The sequence below is a fragment of the Streptomyces sp. NPDC046985 genome, assembly GCF_040644415.1.
Classification (GTDB): Bacteria; Actinomycetota; Actinomycetes; order Streptomycetales; family Streptomycetaceae; genus Streptomyces.
In genome coordinates, this window is sequence record NZ_JBEYWK010000033.1 from 1 (window position 1) to 19,426 (window position 19,426).

General features: G+C 74.1%; 18 protein-coding genes and 1 pseudogene. 12 read left to right on the plus strand and 7 right to left on the minus strand.

Annotation, left to right across the window (positions count from 1 at the left end):
• The 4 genes and pseudogenes from ABZ861_RS30010 to ABZ861_RS30025 all read left to right on the plus strand — a co-directional run.
• Positions 1 to 156 (plus strand): annotated as a pseudogene (locus tag ABZ861_RS30010) (4-hydroxy-3-methylbut-2-en-1-yl diphosphate synthase); the annotation flags it as partial.
• Positions 157 to 313: 157 nt separating this feature from the next.
• Positions 314 to 1,162 (plus strand): GNAT family N-acetyltransferase, encoded by an 849-nt coding sequence (locus tag ABZ861_RS30015; RefSeq protein WP_361636687.1) that lies wholly within the window; start codon positions 314 to 316, stop codon positions 1,160 to 1,162.
• A gap of 174 nt (positions 1,163 to 1,336) precedes the next feature.
• A complete protein-coding gene (locus tag ABZ861_RS30020; protein ID WP_361636689.1) occupies positions 1,337 to 1,921 on the plus strand; it encodes a GNAT family N-acetyltransferase in 585 nt (194 codons plus the stop codon).
• A gap of 73 nt (positions 1,922 to 1,994) precedes the next feature.
• Complete coding sequence (locus ABZ861_RS30025) at positions 1,995 to 3,695, plus strand: proline--tRNA ligase (RefSeq protein ID WP_361636692.1); 1,701 nt, start codon at positions 1,995 to 1,997, stop codon at positions 3,693 to 3,695.
• 588 nt (positions 3,696 to 4,283) lie between these two features.
• Here ABZ861_RS30025 and ABZ861_RS30030 read toward each other — a convergent pair.
• The 3 genes from ABZ861_RS30030 to ABZ861_RS30040 all read right to left on the minus strand — a co-directional run bounded on the left by ABZ861_RS30030 (position 4,284) and on the right by ABZ861_RS30040 (position 6,772).
• Positions 4,284 to 5,183, minus strand: coding sequence for an aminoglycoside phosphotransferase family protein (locus ABZ861_RS30030; protein ID WP_361636695.1), 900 nt, complete (start codon positions 5,181 to 5,183; stop codon positions 4,284 to 4,286).
• 318 nt (positions 5,184 to 5,501) lie between these two features.
• Positions 5,502 to 5,969, minus strand: coding sequence for a ferritin-like domain-containing protein (locus ABZ861_RS30035; protein ID WP_361636698.1), 468 nt, complete (start codon positions 5,967 to 5,969; stop codon positions 5,502 to 5,504).
• Complete coding sequence (locus ABZ861_RS30040; protein WP_361636700.1) at positions 5,966 to 6,772, minus strand: hypothetical protein; 807 nt, start codon at positions 6,770 to 6,772, stop codon at positions 5,966 to 5,968. Before ABZ861_RS30040 ends, ABZ861_RS30035 begins: the two co-directional genes overlap by 4 nt.
• Before the next feature lie 198 nt (positions 6,773 to 6,970).
• Here ABZ861_RS30040 and rimP point away from each other — a divergent pair, with 198 nt between their 5' ends.
• The 8 genes from rimP (at position 6,971) to ABZ861_RS30080 (ending at position 15,178) form a co-directional block, all read left to right on the plus strand.
• Positions 6,971 to 7,549: a ribosome maturation factor RimP gene (gene rimP / locus ABZ861_RS30045; RefSeq protein WP_361636703.1), complete on the plus strand. Its 579-nt coding sequence runs from the start codon at positions 6,971 to 6,973 to the stop codon at positions 7,547 to 7,549.
• 2 nt (positions 7,550 to 7,551) lie between these two features.
• Positions 7,552 to 8,538: a transcription termination factor NusA gene (gene nusA / locus ABZ861_RS30050; RefSeq protein ID WP_361636706.1), complete on the plus strand. Its 987-nt coding sequence runs from the start codon at positions 7,552 to 7,554 to the stop codon at positions 8,536 to 8,538.
• Positions 8,539 to 8,628: 90 nt separating this feature from the next.
• Entirely contained in the window at positions 8,629 to 8,925 is a 297-nt protein-coding gene (locus ABZ861_RS30055; protein WP_361636709.1) for a YlxR family protein, read from the plus strand.
• Between the two features lie 146 nt (positions 8,926 to 9,071).
• Positions 9,072 to 12,128, plus strand: coding sequence for a translation initiation factor IF-2 (infB, locus tag ABZ861_RS30060; protein WP_361636712.1), 3,057 nt, complete (start codon positions 9,072 to 9,074; stop codon positions 12,126 to 12,128).
• Positions 12,129 to 12,323: 195 nt separating this feature from the next.
• Positions 12,324 to 12,617: a DUF503 domain-containing protein gene (locus ABZ861_RS30065; RefSeq protein ID WP_361636715.1), complete on the plus strand. Its 294-nt coding sequence runs from the start codon at positions 12,324 to 12,326 to the stop codon at positions 12,615 to 12,617.
• Between the two features lie 64 nt (positions 12,618 to 12,681).
• Positions 12,682 to 13,152, plus strand: a complete 471-nt coding sequence (gene rbfA / locus ABZ861_RS30070) for a 30S ribosome-binding factor RbfA (protein ID WP_361636718.1) — start codon at positions 12,682 to 12,684, stop codon at positions 13,150 to 13,152.
• The gene (truB, locus tag ABZ861_RS30075) at positions 13,149 to 14,054 is read left to right on the plus strand and encodes a tRNA pseudouridine(55) synthase TruB (RefSeq protein WP_361636720.1); all 906 of its coding nucleotides are present in this window, start codon (positions 13,149 to 13,151) and stop codon (positions 14,052 to 14,054) included. Before rbfA ends, truB begins: the two co-directional genes overlap by 4 nt.
• A 167-nt stretch (positions 14,055 to 14,221) precedes the next feature.
• Entirely contained in the window at positions 14,222 to 15,178 is a 957-nt protein-coding gene (locus tag ABZ861_RS30080; protein ID WP_361636723.1) for a bifunctional riboflavin kinase/FAD synthetase, read from the plus strand.
• Positions 15,179 to 15,334: 156 nt separating this feature from the next.
• Here ABZ861_RS30080 and ABZ861_RS30085 read toward each other — a convergent pair whose 3' ends face one another.
• The 4 genes from ABZ861_RS30085 to ABZ861_RS30100 are packed head-to-tail and all read right to left on the minus strand — an operon-like array spanning position 15,335 to position 19,423.
• Positions 15,335 to 16,339, minus strand: coding sequence for an ABC transporter ATP-binding protein (locus ABZ861_RS30085; RefSeq protein ID WP_361636726.1), 1,005 nt, complete (start codon positions 16,337 to 16,339; stop codon positions 15,335 to 15,337).
• Positions 16,336 to 17,355, minus strand: a complete 1,020-nt coding sequence (locus tag ABZ861_RS30090; protein WP_361636729.1) for an ABC transporter ATP-binding protein — start codon at positions 17,353 to 17,355, stop codon at positions 16,336 to 16,338. Before ABZ861_RS30090 ends, ABZ861_RS30085 begins: the two co-directional genes overlap by 4 nt.
• Positions 17,352 to 18,359: an ABC transporter permease gene (locus ABZ861_RS30095; protein WP_361636732.1), complete on the minus strand. Its 1,008-nt coding sequence runs from the start codon at positions 18,357 to 18,359 to the stop codon at positions 17,352 to 17,354. The genes ABZ861_RS30090 and ABZ861_RS30095 overlap by 4 nt, the downstream gene beginning before the upstream one ends.
• Positions 18,356 to 19,423 carry an ABC transporter permease gene (locus tag ABZ861_RS30100; protein WP_361636735.1) on the minus strand — a complete coding sequence of 356 codons (1,068 nt, stop codon included), beginning with the start codon at positions 19,421 to 19,423 and terminating at the stop codon, positions 18,356 to 18,358. Before ABZ861_RS30100 ends, ABZ861_RS30095 begins: the two co-directional genes overlap by 4 nt.
• Positions 19,424 to 19,426 lie beyond the last annotated feature (3 nt).

Genomic DNA, 19,426 nt, shown 5'->3' on the forward strand with positions numbered 1-19,426 from the left:
GGCAAGGGGCAGATCTTCGTGAAGGGCGAGGTGATCAAGACGGTGCCCGAGTCGAAGATCGTGGAGACCCTGATCGAGGAGGCGATGAAGCTCGCCGAGAGGATGGAGGCCGAGGGCGTGGCCTCCGGCGAGCCGGAGGTCTCGGTCGCGGGCTGAACCCGCCCCCGGTCGAAGCGAGTCGCGACGGGTGCGGCGGCGCGGATCACGCGCCCGCGCGGCGGCGGACCGACCCCCGTTCCGGGGGGCGGCGCCGCCCGGACGGGGCGGGTACAGTGCGGAGATCAGCAGAGACCCCAGCGTGAGGCCCCGTAGCGTGTTGACACAGACCACCTCGCGGGTGCTCACCCCGAGCGACCTGGACGCCGCGCTCGCCGTTCTCGACCGCGAGCCGGTCGCGAACGCCTTCGTGATGTCCCGTGTCCAGATCGCGGGCCTGGACCCGTGGCGGCTCGGCGGCGAGATGTGGGGCTGGTATGAGGACGGCATGCTCACGTCCCTGTGCTACGCGGGCGCCAACCTCGTCCCGATCTGCGCCACCGAGCGCGCCGTGCGCGCCTTCGCGGACCGCGCCCGGCGTGCCGGGCGCCGCTGCTCCTCCATCGTCGGCCCCACCGAGCCCACCACCGTGCTGTGGCGGCTGCTCGAACCAGGCTGGGGCCCCGCCCGCGAGGTCCGCGCCCACCAGCCGCTCATGGTCACCGACCGGATGCCCGCCGACGTCGCCCCGGACCCCGGCGTCCGCCGCGTCCGCAGGGACGAGATGGAGACGATCATGCCGGCCTGCGTGGCGATGTTCACCGAAGAGGTCGGCGTCTCCCCGCTGGCCGGCGACGGCGGCCTGCTCTACCAGGCCAGAGTCGCCGAACTCGTCGCCTCCGGACGCTCCTTCGCCCGCCTCGACGAGCACGGCAAGGTCATGTTCAAGGCGGAGATCGGCGCGGCCACCCACCGGGCCTGCCAGATCCAGGGCGTCTGGGTCGCCCCGGAGCACCGCGGGCGGGGACTCGCGGCGCCCGGCATGGCGGCGGTGCTGCGCTACGCGCTGGCCGAGGTGGCCCCGGTGGTGAGCCTGTACGTCAACGACTTCAACACCCCGGCCCGGCGGAGCTACCGGCGCGTGGGCTTCCAGGAGGTCGGCGCGTTCATGAGCGTGCTGTTCTGAGCATGCCGTTCCAGGCGCCTCGTCCCACCGCCGCACTCCTCGTCAGCCCGCCCGGGGGACGGCCGCCGCGGCGCCGGGTTCGGGGCGCTCGCCAGGCGCCCGAACCGGCCTCCGTGACCCGAGAGCGCTGGTGAGCACAACTGAGGCAGGTGCGAGCCGGGTAGTCTCCCCGCCATGGCGCACTTTCCCGGTCACGGCCCCCGCCGCCCCGTCGACATCGTGATCGGCCCCCTCGACCTGTCCGCCCGCGTCGACGAGGCCCTCGCCGTGCAGGCCGTCGCCTTCGGACTCGGCGCCGACGAGGTCGCCGTACGCCGCCAGATCGTGCTGCGCCACATGACCTCCCCGGGCGCCCGCGCGCTGGGCGCCACCGCCGCCGACGGACGGCTCGCCGGATTCGTCTACGGCATGCCCAACGACCGCGGCCACTGGTGGTCCACCGTCGTCCAGCCCTACCTGCGCGCCGGCGGCCACGAGGACTGGCTCGACGACTCCTTCGTCATCACCGAGCTGCACGTCCACCCGGACCACCAGAACCACGGCGTCGGACGGGCGCTGATCACCGCCCTCACCGACGGCGCCGACGAGCCCCGCTCGATCCTCTCCGCGATCGACGCCGACAGCCCGGCCCGCGGCCTCTACCGCTCCCTCGGCTACGTCGACCTGGCTCGGCAGGTCGTCTTCCCCAGCGCCCCGAAGCCGTACGCCGTGATGGGCGCCCCGCTGCCGCTGCGTCGCCGCAGCGGCAGCGCGCGTTAACCGATTTCCACCGGCCCTGGCCGCCCGGCTAATCTCCTAGCCATCACCCATACCCGGCAGGAGCACGAGAATCATGGCGAACGCACCGGTCCAGCGCATGTCCCAGTTGATGGCCAAGACGCTGCGCGACGACCCGGCGGACGCCGAGGTCCTCAGCCATAAGCTGCTGGTCCGCGCCGGTTACGTCCGCCGCACCGCCGCGGGCGTCTGGAGCTGGCTGCCGCTGGGCAGGAGGGTCCTCGCGAACGTCGAGCGGATCGTCCGCGAGGAGATGGACGCGATCGGCGCCCAGGAGGTGCTGCTGCCCGCGCTGCTGCCCCGGGAGCCGTACGAGGCGACCGGCCGCTGGAGCGAGTACGGCGCGGAGCTGTTCCGCCTCCAGGACCGCAAGGGCGGCGACTACCTCCTCGGCCCCACCCACGAGGAGATCTTCACCCTGCTGGTGAAGGACCAGGCGTCCTCCTACAAGGACCTGCCGGTCATCCTCTACCAGATCCAGTCCAAGTTCCGCGACGAGGCGCGGCCCCGGGCCGGCATCCTGCGCGGCCGCGAGTTCCTGATGAAGGACTCCTACTCCTTCGACCTCACCGACGAGGGCCTCGCCGAGTCCTACGGCCTGCACCGCCAGGCGTACCAGCGCATCTTCGAGCGCCTCGGCCTGGACTACCGCATCTGCGCGGCCACCGCGGGCGCGATGGGCGGCTCGAAGTCGGAGGAGTTCCTCGCGCCGGCGGAGGCCGGCGAGGACACCTTCGCCGACTGCCCGAACTGCGACTTCGCCGCGAACACCGAGGCGGTCGGCTACGAGCTGAAGCCGGTGGACGGCGCCTCCGTGCCGGCCGCCGAGGAGATCCCCACCCCGGACACGCCCACCATCGAGACCCTCGCCGCCTCCCTCGGCGTCCCGGCCTCCGCCACGCTGAAGAACCTGCTGGTCAAGGTGGGCGGCGAGATCGTCGCTGTCGGCGTCCCCGGCGACCGCGAGGTCGACCTGGGCAAGGTCGAGGCGCACTTCGCGCCGGCCGCGGTCGAGCTGGTCACCGCCGAGGACTTCGCGGGCCGCCCGGACCTGGTGCGCGGCTACGTCGGTCCGCAGGGCCTGGACAAGGTGACCTACCTCGCCGACCCGCGCGTGGCGCCGGGCACGGCCTGGATCACGGGCGCCAACAAGGAGCACACGCACGCGAAGAACGTGGTCGCGGGCCGTGACTTCGAGGTCGACGAGTACGTCGACGTCGTCGTGGTCCAGGAGGGCGACCCGTGCCCCCGCTGCGGCGCCGGCCTCAAGCTGGACCGCGCGATCGAGATCGGCCACATCTTCCAGCTCGGCCGCAAGTACGCCGACGCCCTCAAGCTCGACGTCCTCGGCCAGAACGGCAAGCCGGTCCGCGTCACCATGGGCTCCTACGGCATCGGCGTCTCCCGCGCGGTGGCGGCCCTCGCCGAGCAGCACGCCGACGAGCACGGCCTGGTCTGGCCCGCCGAGGTCGCCCCGGCCGACGTGCACGTGGTCGCCGCGGGCAAGGCGTTGCAGACCGAAGTGGCCCTCGACGTCTCCGCGAAGCTGGCCGCCGCCGGCGCCCGCGTCCTCGTCGACGACCGGGCCGGAGTCTCTCCCGGTGTGAAGTTCACCGACGCGGAGCTGATCGGCGTCCCGAAGATCCTGGTCGCGGGCCGCCGCGCGGGCGAGGGCGTGGTCGAGCTGAAGGACCGCCGCACCGGCGCCCGCGAGGAACTCCCCATCGACGAGGCGATCGCCCGGCTGACGGCCTGACCCCCGCCCACGCGCGCCAGCTCCCCGCCCACGCCGGCGGGGGAGCCGTCGCGTGCGCGACCGGAGGAAGAGGGACTGTCCGTCGCCGGGTCGCCGGGTCGCCGGGTCGCCGGGGCCCCGGGGCCGGACGGGGCCGGGCCGGTCGCCGGGCTGACGGAGCCGCCCCGGGGCGCTGGACCCGACGGGGCTGCGCCGTCTGCCGGGCCGGTCAACCGCTCCCCGTCACCGGATGGCGGACGGCCACCCGCGCCGACCTGACGCGGGGTCCCTCGCCGGGGCGGTCCGGTGAGCCGTCGGCGGTCGGACGAGAGACGGCTCACTCACCCGCCGCCGGACCGGCGATGACTGCCCACAGGGCAGGAAGCCGGATCTGCGGTCGCAGCGGTCACGCGGCAGGCGTCCCCGCACAGGCCGCCCCCGGCCGCCTCGGCCGACTGAGCCGCTGACCCGTGACTCGTAACTCGTGACTCGTGACTCGTAGGCGACGGCCGGTCCCGCTTCCGGGTTTCGCCGCCAGGACGTGGGTCTCACCTCCAGGACGTGGGTCTCACCGCCAGGACGCGGGTCTCACCGCCGGGAGGCGGGCTCTCACAGCCAGGACGCGAACTCCAGGAGCAGTTCCGCGTCCTTGCGGCGGCCCACGCGCAGGGCCCGTACGCCCGATTCCGTCGCGCGGAACAGGGTCCAGCCGCGCAGGCGGTCCTGGTCGACCTCCAGGGACTCCGCGAGTCGCTTGACGCGGCGTCGGGTGACGGCCGCCCCGGAGGGCGACGCGATCAGGTCCTCCACGCGGTCGCGGACCAGCCGGGCCAGGTCGAAGGCGGTCTCGCCGACCACCGGGTCAGGCCCCACCGCGAGCCATGGCGCCCGGTCGCCGGACAGCACCTTGCTCTGCCGGAACGTGCCGTGCAGCAGCAGCCGCTCGGGCGGCGCGGTCAGCAGCTCCGCGCGGGCCGCGAGCGCCGCGTCGACCAGCGGGGCCGCGTCCTCGTCGGCCCGCGCGCTCGCCCGCATCGCCTCCGCCTGCCGCCCGGTGCGTTCGCCGACCGTCTCGAAGGCGGCCTCCGGCGGCGGCTCCACCCACAGGCGGCGCAGGGTCCCCGCCGCCTCCAGCAGCGCCTTCGCCTCGGGCAGCGACCGCAGGGACACGTCCGGGTGCAGCCGCTCCAGCAGCAGCACGCCCTCCCCGCCGCCCGGTTCCAGGAGCCGCACCGCGCCCCGACCGTCCCAGTGCGCGAGGGCGGCCCGTTCGCTCTCCGGCCGGGCCCTGGGCGGGGCCAGTTTCAGCGCGGCCGCGCTCCCGTCCGCCGTCCGCACCAGCACCACCAGGCTGCTGCGACCGCCGGGCACCTGCACTCGCTCGACGGCCGACCCGGTCAGCGCGACGGCCCGCTGCGCCCGCTCGGGCAGCTTCTCCAGCCAGTCGTCGCCGTCCGGCGCCGTCTCACCGAGCGCCCGCACCAGACGCTGGGGCGGTTCGAAAGCCATACGGGAGTCGTTCCTTCCTGGCCGCGTGGCCGAGTGGCCGCGTTTTGCTCTCGCCGGGCGCTTACTCCGGTGACCGGAACGGCGCACCGGCTCGCGACGCCCGCCACGGCGCCTCGCCGCGTCGTCGCCTTGCCCGGGTGCGTCCCGTACGCGGGCGGTGGTCCGCCCCGCGACGCACCGCACCGCACCGGACGTGGCGAGCTGTCCGGCCGACTCGTCCGGTCACAGCACCAGGCGCCCTCTGTCTCCCTGCCGCGTGCCGTGAGCGAGGCGCTTTCCCGCCGCCCCGCCGTCCCACTGCCCCGCCGACCCGCCGCCTCACGCCGCAGGCGACGCCGACGACGCGTCCGCCGCGCTCGCCCGTTCGGCGAGACCCGGGAAGGCTACGCTCCGCCCGCGCCAGCGCACCGCCCGGACCGCCGCATCGCGCAGCGCCCCGGCCGCCTCGCGCCGCCGGGCGCCCGTGCTCGCCCGCACCGCGTCCGCGTACACCCCGGCCACCCGGTCCTCCAGCTCGGCGGCGAACCGCCGCGCCGTCGCGGCGTCCGGCACCGCGTAGGGCAGGGCGTACCCGGCGGCCGCCGCCACCGGCGTGCCGCCCAGGTCCCGCACCTCGCGCATGAGCGCGTCCCGCCGCGCCCGGTGGGCGTCGTAGGCCGCGCGGGCGTCCGCGCGGCCCGCCGCGTCGACCCGGCCGCCCACCACGCCGTAGCCGTACACGGCCGCGTGCTCCGCCGCGAGCGCCGCCTGAAGCGCCCGCAGCTCCCGGTCCCGTGCCGCGCTCACCGGTCGCCGCCTCTCTGCGCCAGGACGAACGCGTGGGCCGCCCCGGCCGCCGCCACCGAGGCCAGCAGCCGCGCCAGTTCGCCCGGCGCCGAGTCCAGCGCGGCGGTGCGGCGGTCGGCGAGCGCGCGTTCGGCGGCGGCGAGTCCGGCCAGCGCGTCCCGGTCGCCGCCGGGCGCGGCGTCCGAGGACGAGGCAGAGGCCGAGGCCGAAGGAACGGCAGACCCCGGCGCCCCGGCCGCCGCTGTGGATCCGTCCGTCCGCGCAGGCGCGGCGGACCTGGCGGACCCGCTGGACCCGGCGGACGGCGACACCGCCTCGGACGAGGAAGCCGCAGAGGGCGGGGAAGCCGCGGACGACGAAGCCGCGGACGAAAGGGCGGCAGACGAGGAAGCCGCAGACGGGGAGACCGCGGACGAGGAAGCCGTGGACGGCGGAGCTGCGGACGAGGAAGCCGCAGATGGAGAAGCCGCAGACGGGGAGGCCGCGGACGAGGACGGCGCGTCCGACTCCCCTCCCGCGCCGCCGAACGCGGCCTCGTGCCGCGCCACTTCCGCGCGCAGCGGCCGCAGCCGCGCGGCCAGCGCCGGATGCGCGGCGATCACGGTGTCATACCGCCGGGTCAGCGCGCGGCTGTCCCGGGCCGCCTGCGCGCGCAGCCGGTCCCCGGGCGACGTCTCGCCGGCGCCGCCGGAGTCACCGGATCCGGCGGCGCAGCCGGTGAGCAGGGCGGCCCCCGCCGCCGAGGCGAGCAGGCTCCTTCTGCGCGGCCCTGCGAGGGCGCGCGAGGCTGAGGGGAACGGCACGGCAGACGTCCTCGGGTGGGTGCGAACGAAGGTTCTGGGGCGGCTCGCCCGTGATCACCGTACCCGCGCGCCCCGCGCCCGCGACTCAGCGGCGCCACCCCTGGCCAGGTGGACCGCAACACCCTCTGGGACCGGATACCCTTTGATCAGACACGCGACCATCCCCACAACAGCACACGCGGCCGAGGAGTCACCCGGATGAGCACCACCCAGAGCGAGAGGCTGCGGGAACTCCTGGAACCGCTCGTCGCCTCTCAGGGCCTCGATCTCGAAGAGATCGCCGTGGACTCCGTGGGGCGCAAACGGGTGCTGCGCGTCGTCGTCGACTCCGACAGCGGAGCCGACCTGGACCAGATCGCCGATGTGAGCCGCGCGCTCTCGGCCGCGCTGGACGAAAGCGACGCGATGGGCGGGGGGGAGTACACCCTCGAGGTCGGCACCCCGGGCGCGGAGCGCCTCCTCACCGAGCACCGGCACTACGTGCGCGCCACGGGCCGGCTGGTGAGGTTCCAGCTCGCCGAGGACGGAGAGCTGGTGGCCAGGATCCTCGCCGCCGACGACGACGGCCTGGACGTCGAGGTGCCCGGAGTCAAGGGCCGCAAGCCCACCGCGCGCAGGGTCCCCTTCTCCGACGTGGAACGGGCCCGTGTGCAGGTCGAGTTCAACCGCAAGACCGCTGAGACCGCCGAGGACGCCCCCGCCGAGGACGCCGCCGCCGCGGGCGCCGACGGCGGCGAGGACATGACGGACATGAAGGAAGAAGAAGAGGAGGCGTAGCCGTGGACATCGACATGAGCGCCCTGCGGGGCTTGGTGCGGGAGAAGGAGATCTCCTTCGACCTGCTGGTCGAGGCGATCGAGTCGGCCCTCCTCATCGCGTACCACCGCACCGAGGGAAGCCGCCGCCACGCACGCGTGGAGCTGAACCGGCAGACCGGGCACGTGACCGTGTGGGCGAAGGAGGACCCCGAGGACCTCGACGAGGGCCAGGAGGCCCGCGAGTTCGACGACACCCCGTCCGGCTTCGGCCGCATCGCCGCCACCACCGCCAAGCAGGTCATCCTGCAGCGGCTGCGCGACGCCGAGGACGACGCGACGCTCGGCGAGTACGCCGGGCGCGAGGGCGACATCGTCACCGGAGTGGTCCAGCAGGGCCGCGACCCGAAGAACGTGCTCGTGGACATCGGCAAGCTGGAGGCCATCCTGCCGGTGCAGGAGCAGGTCCCCGGCGAGACCTACCAGCACGGCATGCGACTGCGGTCCTACGTCGTCCGGGTGGCCAAGGGAGTGCGCGGTCCGTCCGTCACCCTTTCGCGCACGCATCCGCATCTGGTGAGGAAGCTCTTCGCCCTGGAGGTGCCGGAGATCGCGGACGGCTCGGTCGAGATCGCCGCCATCGCGCGCGAGGCCGGCCACCGTACGAAGATCGCCGTGCGGTCCACCCGTTCGGGCCTGAACGCCAAGGGCGCCTGCATCGGCCCCATGGGCGGCCGGGTGCGCAGCGTCATGGGCGAGCTGAACGGTGAGAAGATCGACATCGTCGACTGGTCGGACGACCCGGCGGAGATGGTGGCCAACGCGCTGTCCCCGGCCCGTGTCTCCAAAGTCGAGGTCGTGGACCTGGCGGCCCGGTCGGCCCGGGTGACCGTGCCCGACTACCAGTTGTCGCTGGCCATCGGCAAGGAGGGCCAGAACGCTCGCCTCGCGGCCCGTCTGACCGGGTGGCGGATCGACATCCGCCCGGACACCGAGCAGCCCGAGGAATAGAACCCCGTCGCAGATCGTTGGCGACCATGAAAACGGCCGTTCGAATCATGCCCCGAAGGGGTGAGGTCCGAACGGGGAGGTAGAATACGAGTGTCTGGCCGGACGCGTGCCCGCGCATGCCCTGAACGCACCTGTGTGGGGTGCCGGGAGCGAGCGGCCAAGACAGATCTGCTGCGCATCGTGGCGATCGAGGGCGCCTGCGTCCCCGATCCACGCGGTACGCTGCCCGGCCGGGGTGCGTACGTACACCCCGTTCCGGTCTGTCTCGACCAGGCGGTGCGCCGTCGGGCTTTCACGCGGGCGTTGCGCGCCCCGGGAGCGCCCGACACCCAGGCGCTGCGCCGGTTCGTCGAGCGGACGACCGTCGCCGAGCAGGCGGCAGGGTAAGGAAGCGTGCCGTGCGATCCCCGCGCGGCCGGTACCTCGCGAGTCGAAAGCAGGTCGAGATTGCGATGAGCACTCGATGAGTACGCGATGAGTACGCCCATGAACTAGCGACGGTCCGGACGCAACCCGGACCTCAAAGGAGCGAAGTGGCTAAGGTCCGGGTCTACGAACTCGCCAAGGAGTTCGGCGTGGAGAGCAAGGTCGTCATGGCCAAGCTCCAGGAACTCGGTGAATTCGTCCGATCGGCGTCCTCGACGATCGAGGCGCCCGTGGTACGCAAACTGACAGACGCCTTCCAGCAGGGCAACGGCAGCGGCAGGTCCGCCGCGAAGCCGGGCGCCCCGAGGAAGGCCGCCCCCAGGCCGGCCGCGCCCTCCCCGGCGCAGGCGGCCCGTCCGGCAGCCCCCAAGCCGCCGGACGCCCCCAAGCCCGCGGCGGAGACGTCGCCCGCGGCCGCTTCGGCGTCCGCGCCGACCTCCGGTCCGCGTCCGGTGCCGGGCCCCAAGCCCGCGCCGCGTCCGGCCCCGGCGGCCCCGGCCGCTCCGGAGTTCACCGCTCCGCCGGCCGCGCCGTCCCCGGCGCCGGCCGCGCAGCGTCCCGCGGCGCGTCCCGGCGCCCCCAAGCCCGGCGGCGGCGGCCGCCCCGGCGGCCAGGGCCAGGCGGCCCGTCCGGGCCAGGGCGCCCCGCGTCCCGGCGGCCAGACCCCGCGTCCCGGCGGCGCCCGTCCGGCCGGTCCGCGTCCGGGCAACAACCCCTTCACCTCCGGTGGCTCCACCGGCATGGCGCGCCCGCAGGCGCCCCGTCCGCAGGGCCAGCGGCCCGGCGGCGCCGGCGCTCCCGGCGGCGGCCCCCGTCCGCAGGCGCCCGGCGCCCAGGGCGGCGGTCCGCGTCCGCAGGCGCCGGGCGGCGCCCGTCCGACTCCGGGCGCGATGCCCCGCCCGCAGGGCGGCGCTCCGCGTCCCGGTCCCGGCGGCGCGCGTCCCAACCCCGGCATGATGCCGCAGCGTCCCGCTGCCGGTCCGCGTCCCGGCCCCGGCGGCCGCGGTCCGGGCGGCGCCGGTCGTCCCGGCGGCGGCGGCGGTGCGGGTCGTCCCGGCGGCGGCGGCGGCTTCGCCGGTCGTCCCGGCGGCGGCGGCGGTGCGGGTCGTCCCGGTGGCGGCGGCGGCTTCGCCGGTCGTCCCGGCGGCGGCGGTCCCGGTGGCGGCGGCGGCTTCGGCGGCGGCGGCGGTCGTCCCGGCTTCGGCGGTCGTCCCGGCGGTCCCGGCGGCCGTGGCGGCACGCAGGGCGCGTTCGGCCGTCCCGGCGGTCCCGCCCGGCGCGGTCGCAAGTCGAAGCGGCAGCGGCGCCAGGAGTACGAGGCCATGCAGGCCCCGAGCGTCGGCGGCGTGATGCTGCCGCGCGGCAACGGCGAGGCCATCCGCCTCTCCCGCGGCGCGTCGCTCACGGACTTCGCGGAGAAGATCAACGCCAACCCGGCGTCCCTCGTCGCGGTCATGATGAACCTGGGCGAGATGGTCACGGCCACCCAGTCCGTGTCCGACGAGACCCTTCACCTCCTCGCCGACGAGATGAACTACACGGTCCAGATCGTCAGCCCGGAGGAGGAGGACCGCGAGCTTCTCGAGTCCTTCGACATCGAGTTCGGCGAGGACGAGGGCTCCGAGGAGGACCTGGTCGTCCGTCCTCCGGTGGTCACCGTCATGGGCCACGTCGACCACGGCAAGACCCGCCTCCTCGACGCCATCCGCAAGACGAACGTCATCGCGGGCGAGGCCGGCGGCATCACCCAGCACATCGGCGCCTACCAGGTCGCGACCGAGGTCAACGACGAAGAGCGCAAGATCACCTTCATCGACACCCCGGGTCACGAGGCGTTCACCGCCATGCGTGCCCGCGGTGCGAAGTCGACCGACATCGCGATCCTGGTCGTCGCGGCCAACGACGGCGTCATGCCGCAGACGGTCGAGGCGCTGAACCACGCCAAGGCGGCCGACGTGCCGATCGTGGTCGCGGTCAACAAGATCGACGTCGAGGGCGCCGACCCGACCAAGGTGCGCGGTCAGCTCACGGAGTTCGGGCTGGTGGCCGAGGAGTACGGCGGCGACACCATGTTCGTCGACATCTCCGCGAAGCAGGGTCTGCACATCGACTCCCTGCTGGAGGCCGTGGTCCTCACCGCCGACGCCTCGCTCGACCTGCGGGCCAACCCGAACCAGGACGCGCAGGGCATCTCGATCGAGTCCCGTCTCGACCGCGGCCGCGGCGCCGTGGCGACGGTCCTCGTGCAGCGAGGCACCCTGCGGGTCGGCGACACCATGGTCGTGGGCGACGCCTACGGCCGGGTCCGCGCGATGCTCGACGACAACGGCAACAACGTCGCCGAGGCGGGTCCGTCGACGCCGGTCCAGGTCCTGGGCCTGACCAACGTCCCGGGCGCGGGCGACAACTTCCTCGTCGTCGACGAGGACCGCACCGCCCGCCAGATCGCGGAGAAGCGCGCCGCTCGCGAGCGCAACGCCGCGTTCGCCAAGCGCACGCGCCGCGTGTCGCTGGAGGACCTGGACAAGGTGCTCAAGGCCGGCGAGGTCCAGCAGCTCAACCTGATCATCAAGGGCGACGCGTCCGGATCGGTCGAGGCGCTGGAGTCCTCCCTGCTCCAGCTCGACGTCGGCGAAGAGGTCGACATCCGGGTCCTGCACCGCGGCGTCGGTGCGGTCACGGAGTCCGACATCGACCTGGCGATGGGCTCCGACGCCATCGTGATCGGCTTCAACGTGCGCGCGGCCGGCCGTGCGCAGCAGATGGCCGAGCGCGAAGGCGTGGACGTCCGGTACTACTCGGTCATCTACCAGGCGATCGAGGAGATCGAGGCGGCCCTCAAGGGCATGCTCAAGCCGGAGTACGAGGAGGTCGAGCTGGGCACGGCGGAGATCCGCGAGGTCTTCAAGTCGTCCAAGCTGGGCAACATCGCCGGTGTCCTCATCCGCTCGGGCGAGGTGCGCCGCAACACCAAGGCCCGCCTCCTGCGCGACGGCAAGGTCGTGGCGGAGAGCCTCAACATCGAGGGCCTGCGTCGCTTCAAGGACGACGTGACCGAGATCCGCGAAGGGTTCGAGGGCGGTATCAACCTCGGCAACTTCAACGACATCAAGGTCGACGACGTCATCGCGACGTACGAGATGCGGGAGAAGCCGCGGGCGTGACGGCCCACGGCGCGTGAAGCCGGCCGGCGGGACCACCCGGTCCCGCCGGCCGGTGCGTTGCCCCGGCGCCGGCGCCGCGGACGGAGGCGAAACCCCGTCGAGCGCGTGGCCGGAACGGGGTACCGTTCTTGATGTCCCTGCCCGCACCGACGGCAGGACCATCGATCCCGTACCGGCGGGCAACCCGGCACACACATGTACGTGGGGACTCTGTCCTTCGACCTCCTCCTCGGCGACGTCCACTCGCTGAAGGAGAAGCGTTCCGTCGTCCGGCCGATCGTCGCCGAGCTCCAGCGCAAGTACGCGGTGAGCGCGGCCGAGGTGGACTGCACGGACCTCCACCGGCGAGCCGTGATCGGCCTCGCCGCGGTCTCCGGCGACGCGACGCACCTGACCGACGTGCTGGACCGGTGCGAGCGGCTGGTCGCCGGCCGCCCCGAGGTGGAGCTGCTGTCCGTCAGGCGCCGCTTCCACGGCGAGGACGACTAGCGGACGGCGCCGCGGTCGCGGCACATCACAGAACGCAGAAGAGAACAGAACGGGAGACGGAGCAGTGGCCGACAACGCGCGGGCGAAAAGGCTGGCGGACCTCATCCGAGAGGTGGTGGCCCAGAAGCTTCAGCGCGGGATCAAGGACCCGCGGCTCGGCTCACACGTCACCATCACGGACACCAGGGTCACGGGCGACCTGCGGGAGGCGACCGTCTTCTACACGGTCTACGGGGACGACGAGGAGCGGAAGGCCGCGGCCGCCGGTCTGGAGAGCGCCAAGGGCGTGCTGCGCTCCGAGGTCGGCCGTGCGGCCGGGGTGAAGTTCACCCCGACCCTCGCCTTCGTCGCGGACGCCCTCCCGGACACCGCCAAGACCATCGATGACCTCCTCGACAAGGCCCGGCAGTCCGACGCCAAGGTGCGCGAGGCGTCCGCGGGCGCGGCCTACGCCGGGGGAGCGGACCCGTACCGCCGTCCGGACGCCGAGGACGGCGCCGACGACGCCGACGAGACGGACGACAGCACCGCATGACAGCCAAGCCCACCCCGCCCGACGGCCTCGTCATCGTCGACAAGCCGTCGGGCTTCACCTCGCACGACGTCGTGGCCAAGATGCGCGGGATCGCCAGGACCCGCCGCGTCGGCCACGCCGGCACCCTCGACCCGATGGCCACCGGCGTCCTCGTCCTCGGCCTGGAGAAGGCCACCAAGCTGCTCGGCCACCTCGCGCTGACCGAGAAGGAGTACCTCGGCACCGTCCGGCTCGGCCAGAACACGGTCACCGACGACGCCGAGGGGGAGATCACCTCCCGCGCCGACGCCTCCGGGCTCGTCCGGGATGCCGTCGACGCCGCCGTGGCCAAGCTGACCGGCCACATCATGCAGGTCCCCTCCAAGGTCAGCGCCATCAAGATCGACGGCGTGCGGTCCTACAAGCGGGCCCGCGAGGGCGAGGACTTCGAGATCCCGGCCCGGCCGGTGACCGTCTCCTCCTTCACGGTGTACGACGTGCGGGACGCCGTCGCCGAGGACGGCACCCCCGTGCTCGACCTGGTGGTCTCCGTCGTCTGCTCCTCCGGCACCTATATCCGCGCGCTCGCCCGCGACCTGGGCGCCGACCTCGGGGTGGGCGGCCACCTCACCGCGCTGCGCCGCACCCGCGTCGGACCGTACGGAATCGACGCCGCCAGGACGCTGGACGCGCTCCAGCAGGAGCTGACCGTCATGCCGATCGCCGAGGCCGCCACGGCGGCGTTCCCGCGCTGGGACGTCGACGCCCGCCGCGCCCGGCTGCTCACCAACGGCGTGCGGCTGGAGATGCCCGAGACGTACGCGGGCGCCGGCGCGGTCGCCGTCTTCGACGCCGAGGGGCGCTTCCTCGCCCTGGTGGAGGAGCAGCGGGGCAAGGCCAAGAGCCTGGCCGTCTTCGGCTGACGCGCCCGGTCCGCGCGGGGGAGCGTGCGCCCCGTCACACCCCGATCCGGATGCCGACGCCGATGCGGGCGGTGAAGACGCGGCATGGCACTCTTAGACCTGCGGACACGCAGCAGAGCAACGACAAACCCAGACAACGGACACGGGTTCGGCGAGGAGCGGTCACAGTGCAGCGCTGGCGAGGCTTGGAGGACATCCCCCAGGACTGGGGGCGCAGCGTCGTCACCATCGGCTCCTATGACGGGGTCCACCGCGGGCACCAGCTCATCGTCGAGCACGCTGTGCGGCGCGCCCGCGCGCTGGGCGTCCCCACGGTCGTCGTCACCTTCGACCCGCACCCCAGCGAGGTGGTCCGCCCCGGCAGCCACCCGCCGCTGCTCGCCCCCCATCACCGCCGCGCCGAGCTGATGGCCGAGCTGGGCGTGGACGCGGTCCTCGTGCTGCCGTTCACCACGGAGTTCTCCAAGCTCTCCGCGACCGACTTCGTGGCGAAGGTGCTCGTCGACCGGCTGCACGCCAAGGCGGTCGTCGAGGGCCCCAACTTCCGCTTCGGCCACAAGGCCGCCGGAAACGTCGAGTTCCTCGCCGAGCAGGGCACGCTCTACGACTTCGAGGTCGAGGTCGTCGACCTGTACGTCACCGGCGACGCGGGCGACGGGGCGCCCTTCTCCTCGACCCTGACCCGGCGCCTGGTCGCCGAGGGCGACGTCACCGGCGCCCGCGAGATCCTGGGCCGCCCGCACCGCGTGGAGGGCGTGGTGGTCCGCGGCGCCCAGCGCGGCCGCGAGCTGGGCTTCCCCACGGCCAACGTCGAGACGCTCCCGCACACCGCGATCCCCGCCGACGGCGTCTACGCCGGTTATCTGCACGCGCAGGGCGAGATCATGCCGGCCGCGGTCTCCGTCGGCACCAACCCGCAGTTCGACGGCACCGAGCGCACCGTCGAGGCGTACGCCATCGACCGCGTCGGCCTCGACCTGTACGGCCTGCACGTGGCCGTCGACTTCCTGGCCTTCGTCCGCGGCCAGGCCAAGTTCGACTCGCTGGAGGCCCTGCTCGACACGATGGCGCACGACGTCGAGGAGTGCCGTCTGCTCATCACGGCGGACGCGCGGCGGGGATAGCGCTTCACCCTTCAGAGAAAGCGTGAGCGGAACCGGGGCCGCCGCCCCGGCTCACTCCGCTGCGGGGGCGCCTCGGCTTACTCCGCCTCCGCGACCACCCCGGCCCACTTCGCCACCGGGGGCGCCCCGGCTCACTCCGCCGCCGGGGCCCCTGGTTCACTCCGCCGCCGCGGCGGCCTCCGCCTGCGACCGGGCCCAGTGGCAGGCCACCTGGTTTTCTGCCGTCCCGGTCAGGATCTCCAGATCCTGGGTGCGGCAGGCGTCGGCGACGCCCGCCCGGTCGGCCTCGCCGCTCGCCAGGATCTGGCAGCGGGCGTGGAAGCGGCAGCCCGGCGGCACCCGGGAGGGGTCGGGCGGCTCGCCGGTCAGGACGACCGGGGCGCCCGGCGCCTCCGGCAGCACCGACAACAGGGCCTGCGTGTAGGGGTGCCGGGGCGCCGTCAGCACCTGCTCGACCTCGCCCGTCTCCACGATCCGCCCCAGGTACATCACCGCCACCCGGTCGGCGATGTTCCAGGCCAGGCCCAGGTCGTGCGTCACCACCAGCGCCGACAGGCCGAGTTCGGCGCGCAGCCGCAGCAGCAGCGCCAGGATCTCGCCGCGCACCGAGGCGTCCAGGGAGGCCACCGGCTCGTCCGCGACGAGCAGTTCCGGTTGCAGGACCAGCGCGCCCGCGATGACGACCCGCTGGCGCTGACCGCCGGACAGCTCGTGCGGGTAGCGCAGGAAGAACCGCTCCGGCGGCCGCAGTCCGGCCCGCGCCAGCGCCTCGGCCACCGCCGCCCGCTCGTCGCCCCCGCCGCCGTGGATGCGCAGCCCTTCGGCGACGGCGTCGTACACCGTGTGCCGCGGGTTGAGGGAGCCGCTCGGGTCCTGGAGGACCAACTGCACCCGCTTGCGGTGCGCCTTGAGCGCCCGGGAGGAGTAGTCGAGCGGCTTCCCCGCGAAGACGACCCGCCCGGAGGCCGGCGGGAGCAGCCCGGGCAGGGAGCGGGCCAGCGACGTCTTGCCGCAGCCCGACTCGCCGACCAGGGCGACGATCTCGCCCGGCCGGATGTCCAGGTCGACCCCGTCCACGGCGCGGGCGGGCGCTGCCCCGCCCCGGCCGGGGAACGTCAGGCGCAGATCCTCGACGCTCATCAGCGGTGGCGTGTCCGTCATGCGGTGCCGCTCCTCACTTCGTCCCCTCCGGCCGCTTCCGGCGCGGTCCGCGCGGGCGAGCCGGTCCCGGCGCCCACGTGCACGCAGGCCGCCCGCCGTCCCGCTCCCGCCGCCCGCAGCGCCTGGTCCTCGGTGGCGCACACGTCCAGCGCCGCCGTGCAGCGCGGATGGAAGGCGCAGCCCGAGGGCGTCGCCGCGGGATCGGGCGGGTCGCCGGGCAGGCCGCGCGGCGCGAACCGCGAACCGGGGTCGCCGATCCGCGGGAACGCCTCCGACAGCGCCCTGCCGTACGGGTGCCGGGCGTCCTCGTAGACCTGCCGGGCCGGGCCCTCCTCGACCACCCGGCCCGCGTACATCACCGCGAGCCGGTCGCACGTGTCGGCCAGCACGGCGAGATCGTGGCTGATCATGATCAGGCCCACGTCCCGCTCGCTGACCGACTCCTCGATGAGCCGCAGGATCTGGGCCTGGATCATCACGTCGAGCGCCGTGGTGGGCTCGTCGGCGACGATCAGCCGCGGATCGCAGGCGAGCGCCATCGCGATCATCACGCGCTGCCGCTGGCCGCCGGACAGCTCGTGCGGGTAGGCGGACGCCCGCGCCGCGGGCAGGCCCACCCGCTCCAGCAGTTCGCCGGTCTTCTGCCGCGCGCCCGCCGGACCGGCCGTGCGGTGCAGCAGGATGGGCTCGGCGATCTGGTCGCCGATCCGGTGCACCGCGTTGAGGGAGTGCATCGCGCCCTGGAAGACGATCGACGCCCCCGCCCAGCGCACCGCCCGCACCCGCCCCCACTTCATCGTCAGCACGTCCTCGCCGTCCAGCAGGATCTCCCCGCTGATCCGCGTCCCCGCGGGCAGCAGCCGCAGCAGCGCGAGCGCCAGCGTGGACTTGCCGCAGCCCGACTCCCCGGCCACGCCGAGCTTCTCGCCCGCGCCGACGCTCAGGTCCACCCCGCGGACCGCGGCGGCGCCGCCCGGATACGTCACACGCAGGTCGCGCACGTCGAGCAGGCTCATCGCGACACCCCCAGCCTGGGGTTGAGAACGGACTCCACCGCGCGCCCGCACAGGGTGAACGCCAGCGCGACGACCGCGATGGCCAGGCCCGGCGGGACCAGGTACCACCAGTCGCCGGAGCTGACCGCACCGGCCTCCCGCGCGTCCTGGAGCAGGCCGCCCCAGGAGACGACGGTGGGATCGCCGAGCCCGAGGAAGGCGAGCGTCGCCTCGGCCAGGATGGCGGAGGAGATGATCAGGGTGGTCTGGGCGAGCACCAGGGGCATCACGTTGGGCAGCACGTGCCGGGACATGATGTGCCAGTGCCCCCCGCCGAGCGCCTTGGCCCGCTCGATGTACGGCCGCGACTCGACCGCCAGCGTCTGCGCCCGCACCAGCCGGGCCGTCGTGGGCCAGGTGGTCACGCCGATGGCGAGCACGACCGTGCCGAGCGAGCGGGACATCACCGTCGCCAGCGCGATGGCCAGCACCAGGGTCGGCATGACCAGGAACCAGTCCGTGATCCGCATCATGACCGTGGCGTACCAGCCGCGGAAGTGGCCCGCGGTGACGCCGACGACCGCGCCGATCGCCACCGACAGCACGGCCGCGAGCAGCCCCACCAGCAGCGAGACCCGCGAGCCCCACACCACGAGCCCCAGCAGGTTCCGGCCGAACTGGTCGGTGCCCAGCGGGAAGTGACCGCTCGGACCCTGCAACGGCTGCCCCGCCGCGTCGGTCACGCTGCTCACGTCCGACCCCACGGTCAGCGGCGCCGTCAGCGCGGCCAGCGCGAACAGCGCCAGCGCGGCCAGTCCGACCAGCCCCGCCCGGCGCCGTCGGTACTCCCGCCAGAAGCGCGCGGCGGAGGCCCGGCGGCGGCGCCAGGCCAGCGACCGCGGGCCGGGCGCTGGTCCGGCCGCCCGCGAGACGGCGGAGGCTTCGGCGCCCCCGGCGGCGGCGCCGGACCCGGACGTGTCCTCGGTCCCGGCGCTCCGGCCGGTCCCGGTCGTGTCGGCGGTCATCGTCCCACCCTCGGGTCGAGCAGCGGATACAGCAGGTCGGCCAGGGTGTTCATGACGATCACCGCCGCGGCGAAGACGAAGAACAGCCCCTGCACCAGCGGCAGATCGGGAACGCTCAGCGCCTGGTAGAACAGCCCGCCCAGCCCCGGCCAGGAGAAGACCGTCTCGACCAGGATGACGCCCGCCACGGTCCTGCCCAGGTTCACGAAGATCAGGGTCACGGTCGGCAGCAGCGCGTTGGGCACGGCGTGCCGACGGCGCACCAGGTCGTCGCGCAGGCCCTTGGCCCGCGCGGTCGTCAGGTAGTCCGCGCCCATCTCGTCCAGCAGCGCCGACCGCGCGACGAGCAGCGTCTGCCCGTACTCCACCGCGACCAGCGTCACCACCGGCAGCACCAGATGGTGGACGACGTCGATGACGTACGCGAAGCCCTGCTCGCCGCCCGACTCCATCCCCCCGGTCGGGAACAGGCCCGGGATCGGGCCCGCGCCGACCGACAGCACGATGATGAGCAGCAGCCCCAGCCAGAACGACGGCAGCGAGTACAGCGTCAGCGCCAGCCCGGTGCTGAGGCGGTCGCCGAGCCGGCCGTGCCGCCAGGCGGAGCGGGCGCCGAGGAAGACGCCGAGCGCGGTGTACAGCACGAAGGCGGTGCCGGTGAGCAGCAGCGTGTTCGGCAGCGCCTCGGAGATCTTGTCGAGGACCGGCACGTGGAACTGGTACGAGGTGCCCAGATCCCCGGTGAGCGCCTTGCCGCAGTAGTCGGTGAACTGCCGCCACACCGGCAGGTCGAGCCCGAACTCCCGCCGGTAGGCGGCGATCTGCTGCGCGGACACCGGGCGGCCGCCGGTCATGAACTTCACCGGGTCGCCCGGGATCAGCCGGAACAGGAAGAAGCTGGTGACGAGGACGGCGAGCAGCGAGACGGCCGCGCCGGCCAGCTTGCCCGCCGCATAGCGGGGATATCCGGCGCGGACGCGGGGCGCGCGCCGCGCCCCGGCCGGTGGGAGCTCCGCCGGGCCGGCTGCCTCCCCGGCGGGCGAGGGTGTCGCTTCAACGGTCATGAG

Coding starts and splice junctions, on each gene's coding strand:
- ABZ861_RS30095 (WP_361636732.1), bottom strand. CDS start 18,359: ATGACCGCCGACACGACCGGGACCGGCCGGAGCGCCGGGACCGAGGAC.
- ABZ861_RS30025 (WP_361636692.1), top strand. CDS start 1,995: ATGGCGAACGCACCGGTCCAGCGCATGTCCCAGTTGATGGCCAAGACG.
- ABZ861_RS30020 (WP_361636689.1), top strand. CDS start 1,337: ATGGCGCACTTTCCCGGTCACGGCCCCCGCCGCCCCGTCGACATCGTG.
- ABZ861_RS30065 (WP_361636715.1), top strand. CDS start 12,324: ATGTACGTGGGGACTCTGTCCTTCGACCTCCTCCTCGGCGACGTCCAC.
- ABZ861_RS30030 (WP_361636695.1), bottom strand. CDS start 5,183: ATGGCTTTCGAACCGCCCCAGCGTCTGGTGCGGGCGCTCGGTGAGACG.
- truB (WP_361636720.1), top strand. CDS start 13,149: ATGACAGCCAAGCCCACCCCGCCCGACGGCCTCGTCATCGTCGACAAG.
- ABZ861_RS30085 (WP_361636726.1), bottom strand. CDS start 16,339: ATGACGGACACGCCACCGCTGATGAGCGTCGAGGATCTGCGCCTGACG.
- rimP (WP_361636703.1), top strand. CDS start 6,971: ATGAGCACCACCCAGAGCGAGAGGCTGCGGGAACTCCTGGAACCGCTC.
- ABZ861_RS30090 (WP_361636729.1), bottom strand. CDS start 17,355: ATGAGCCTGCTCGACGTGCGCGACCTGCGTGTGACGTATCCGGGCGGC.
- ABZ861_RS30100 (WP_361636735.1), bottom strand. CDS start 19,423: ATGACCGTTGAAGCGACACCCTCGCCCGCCGGGGAGGCAGCCGGCCCG.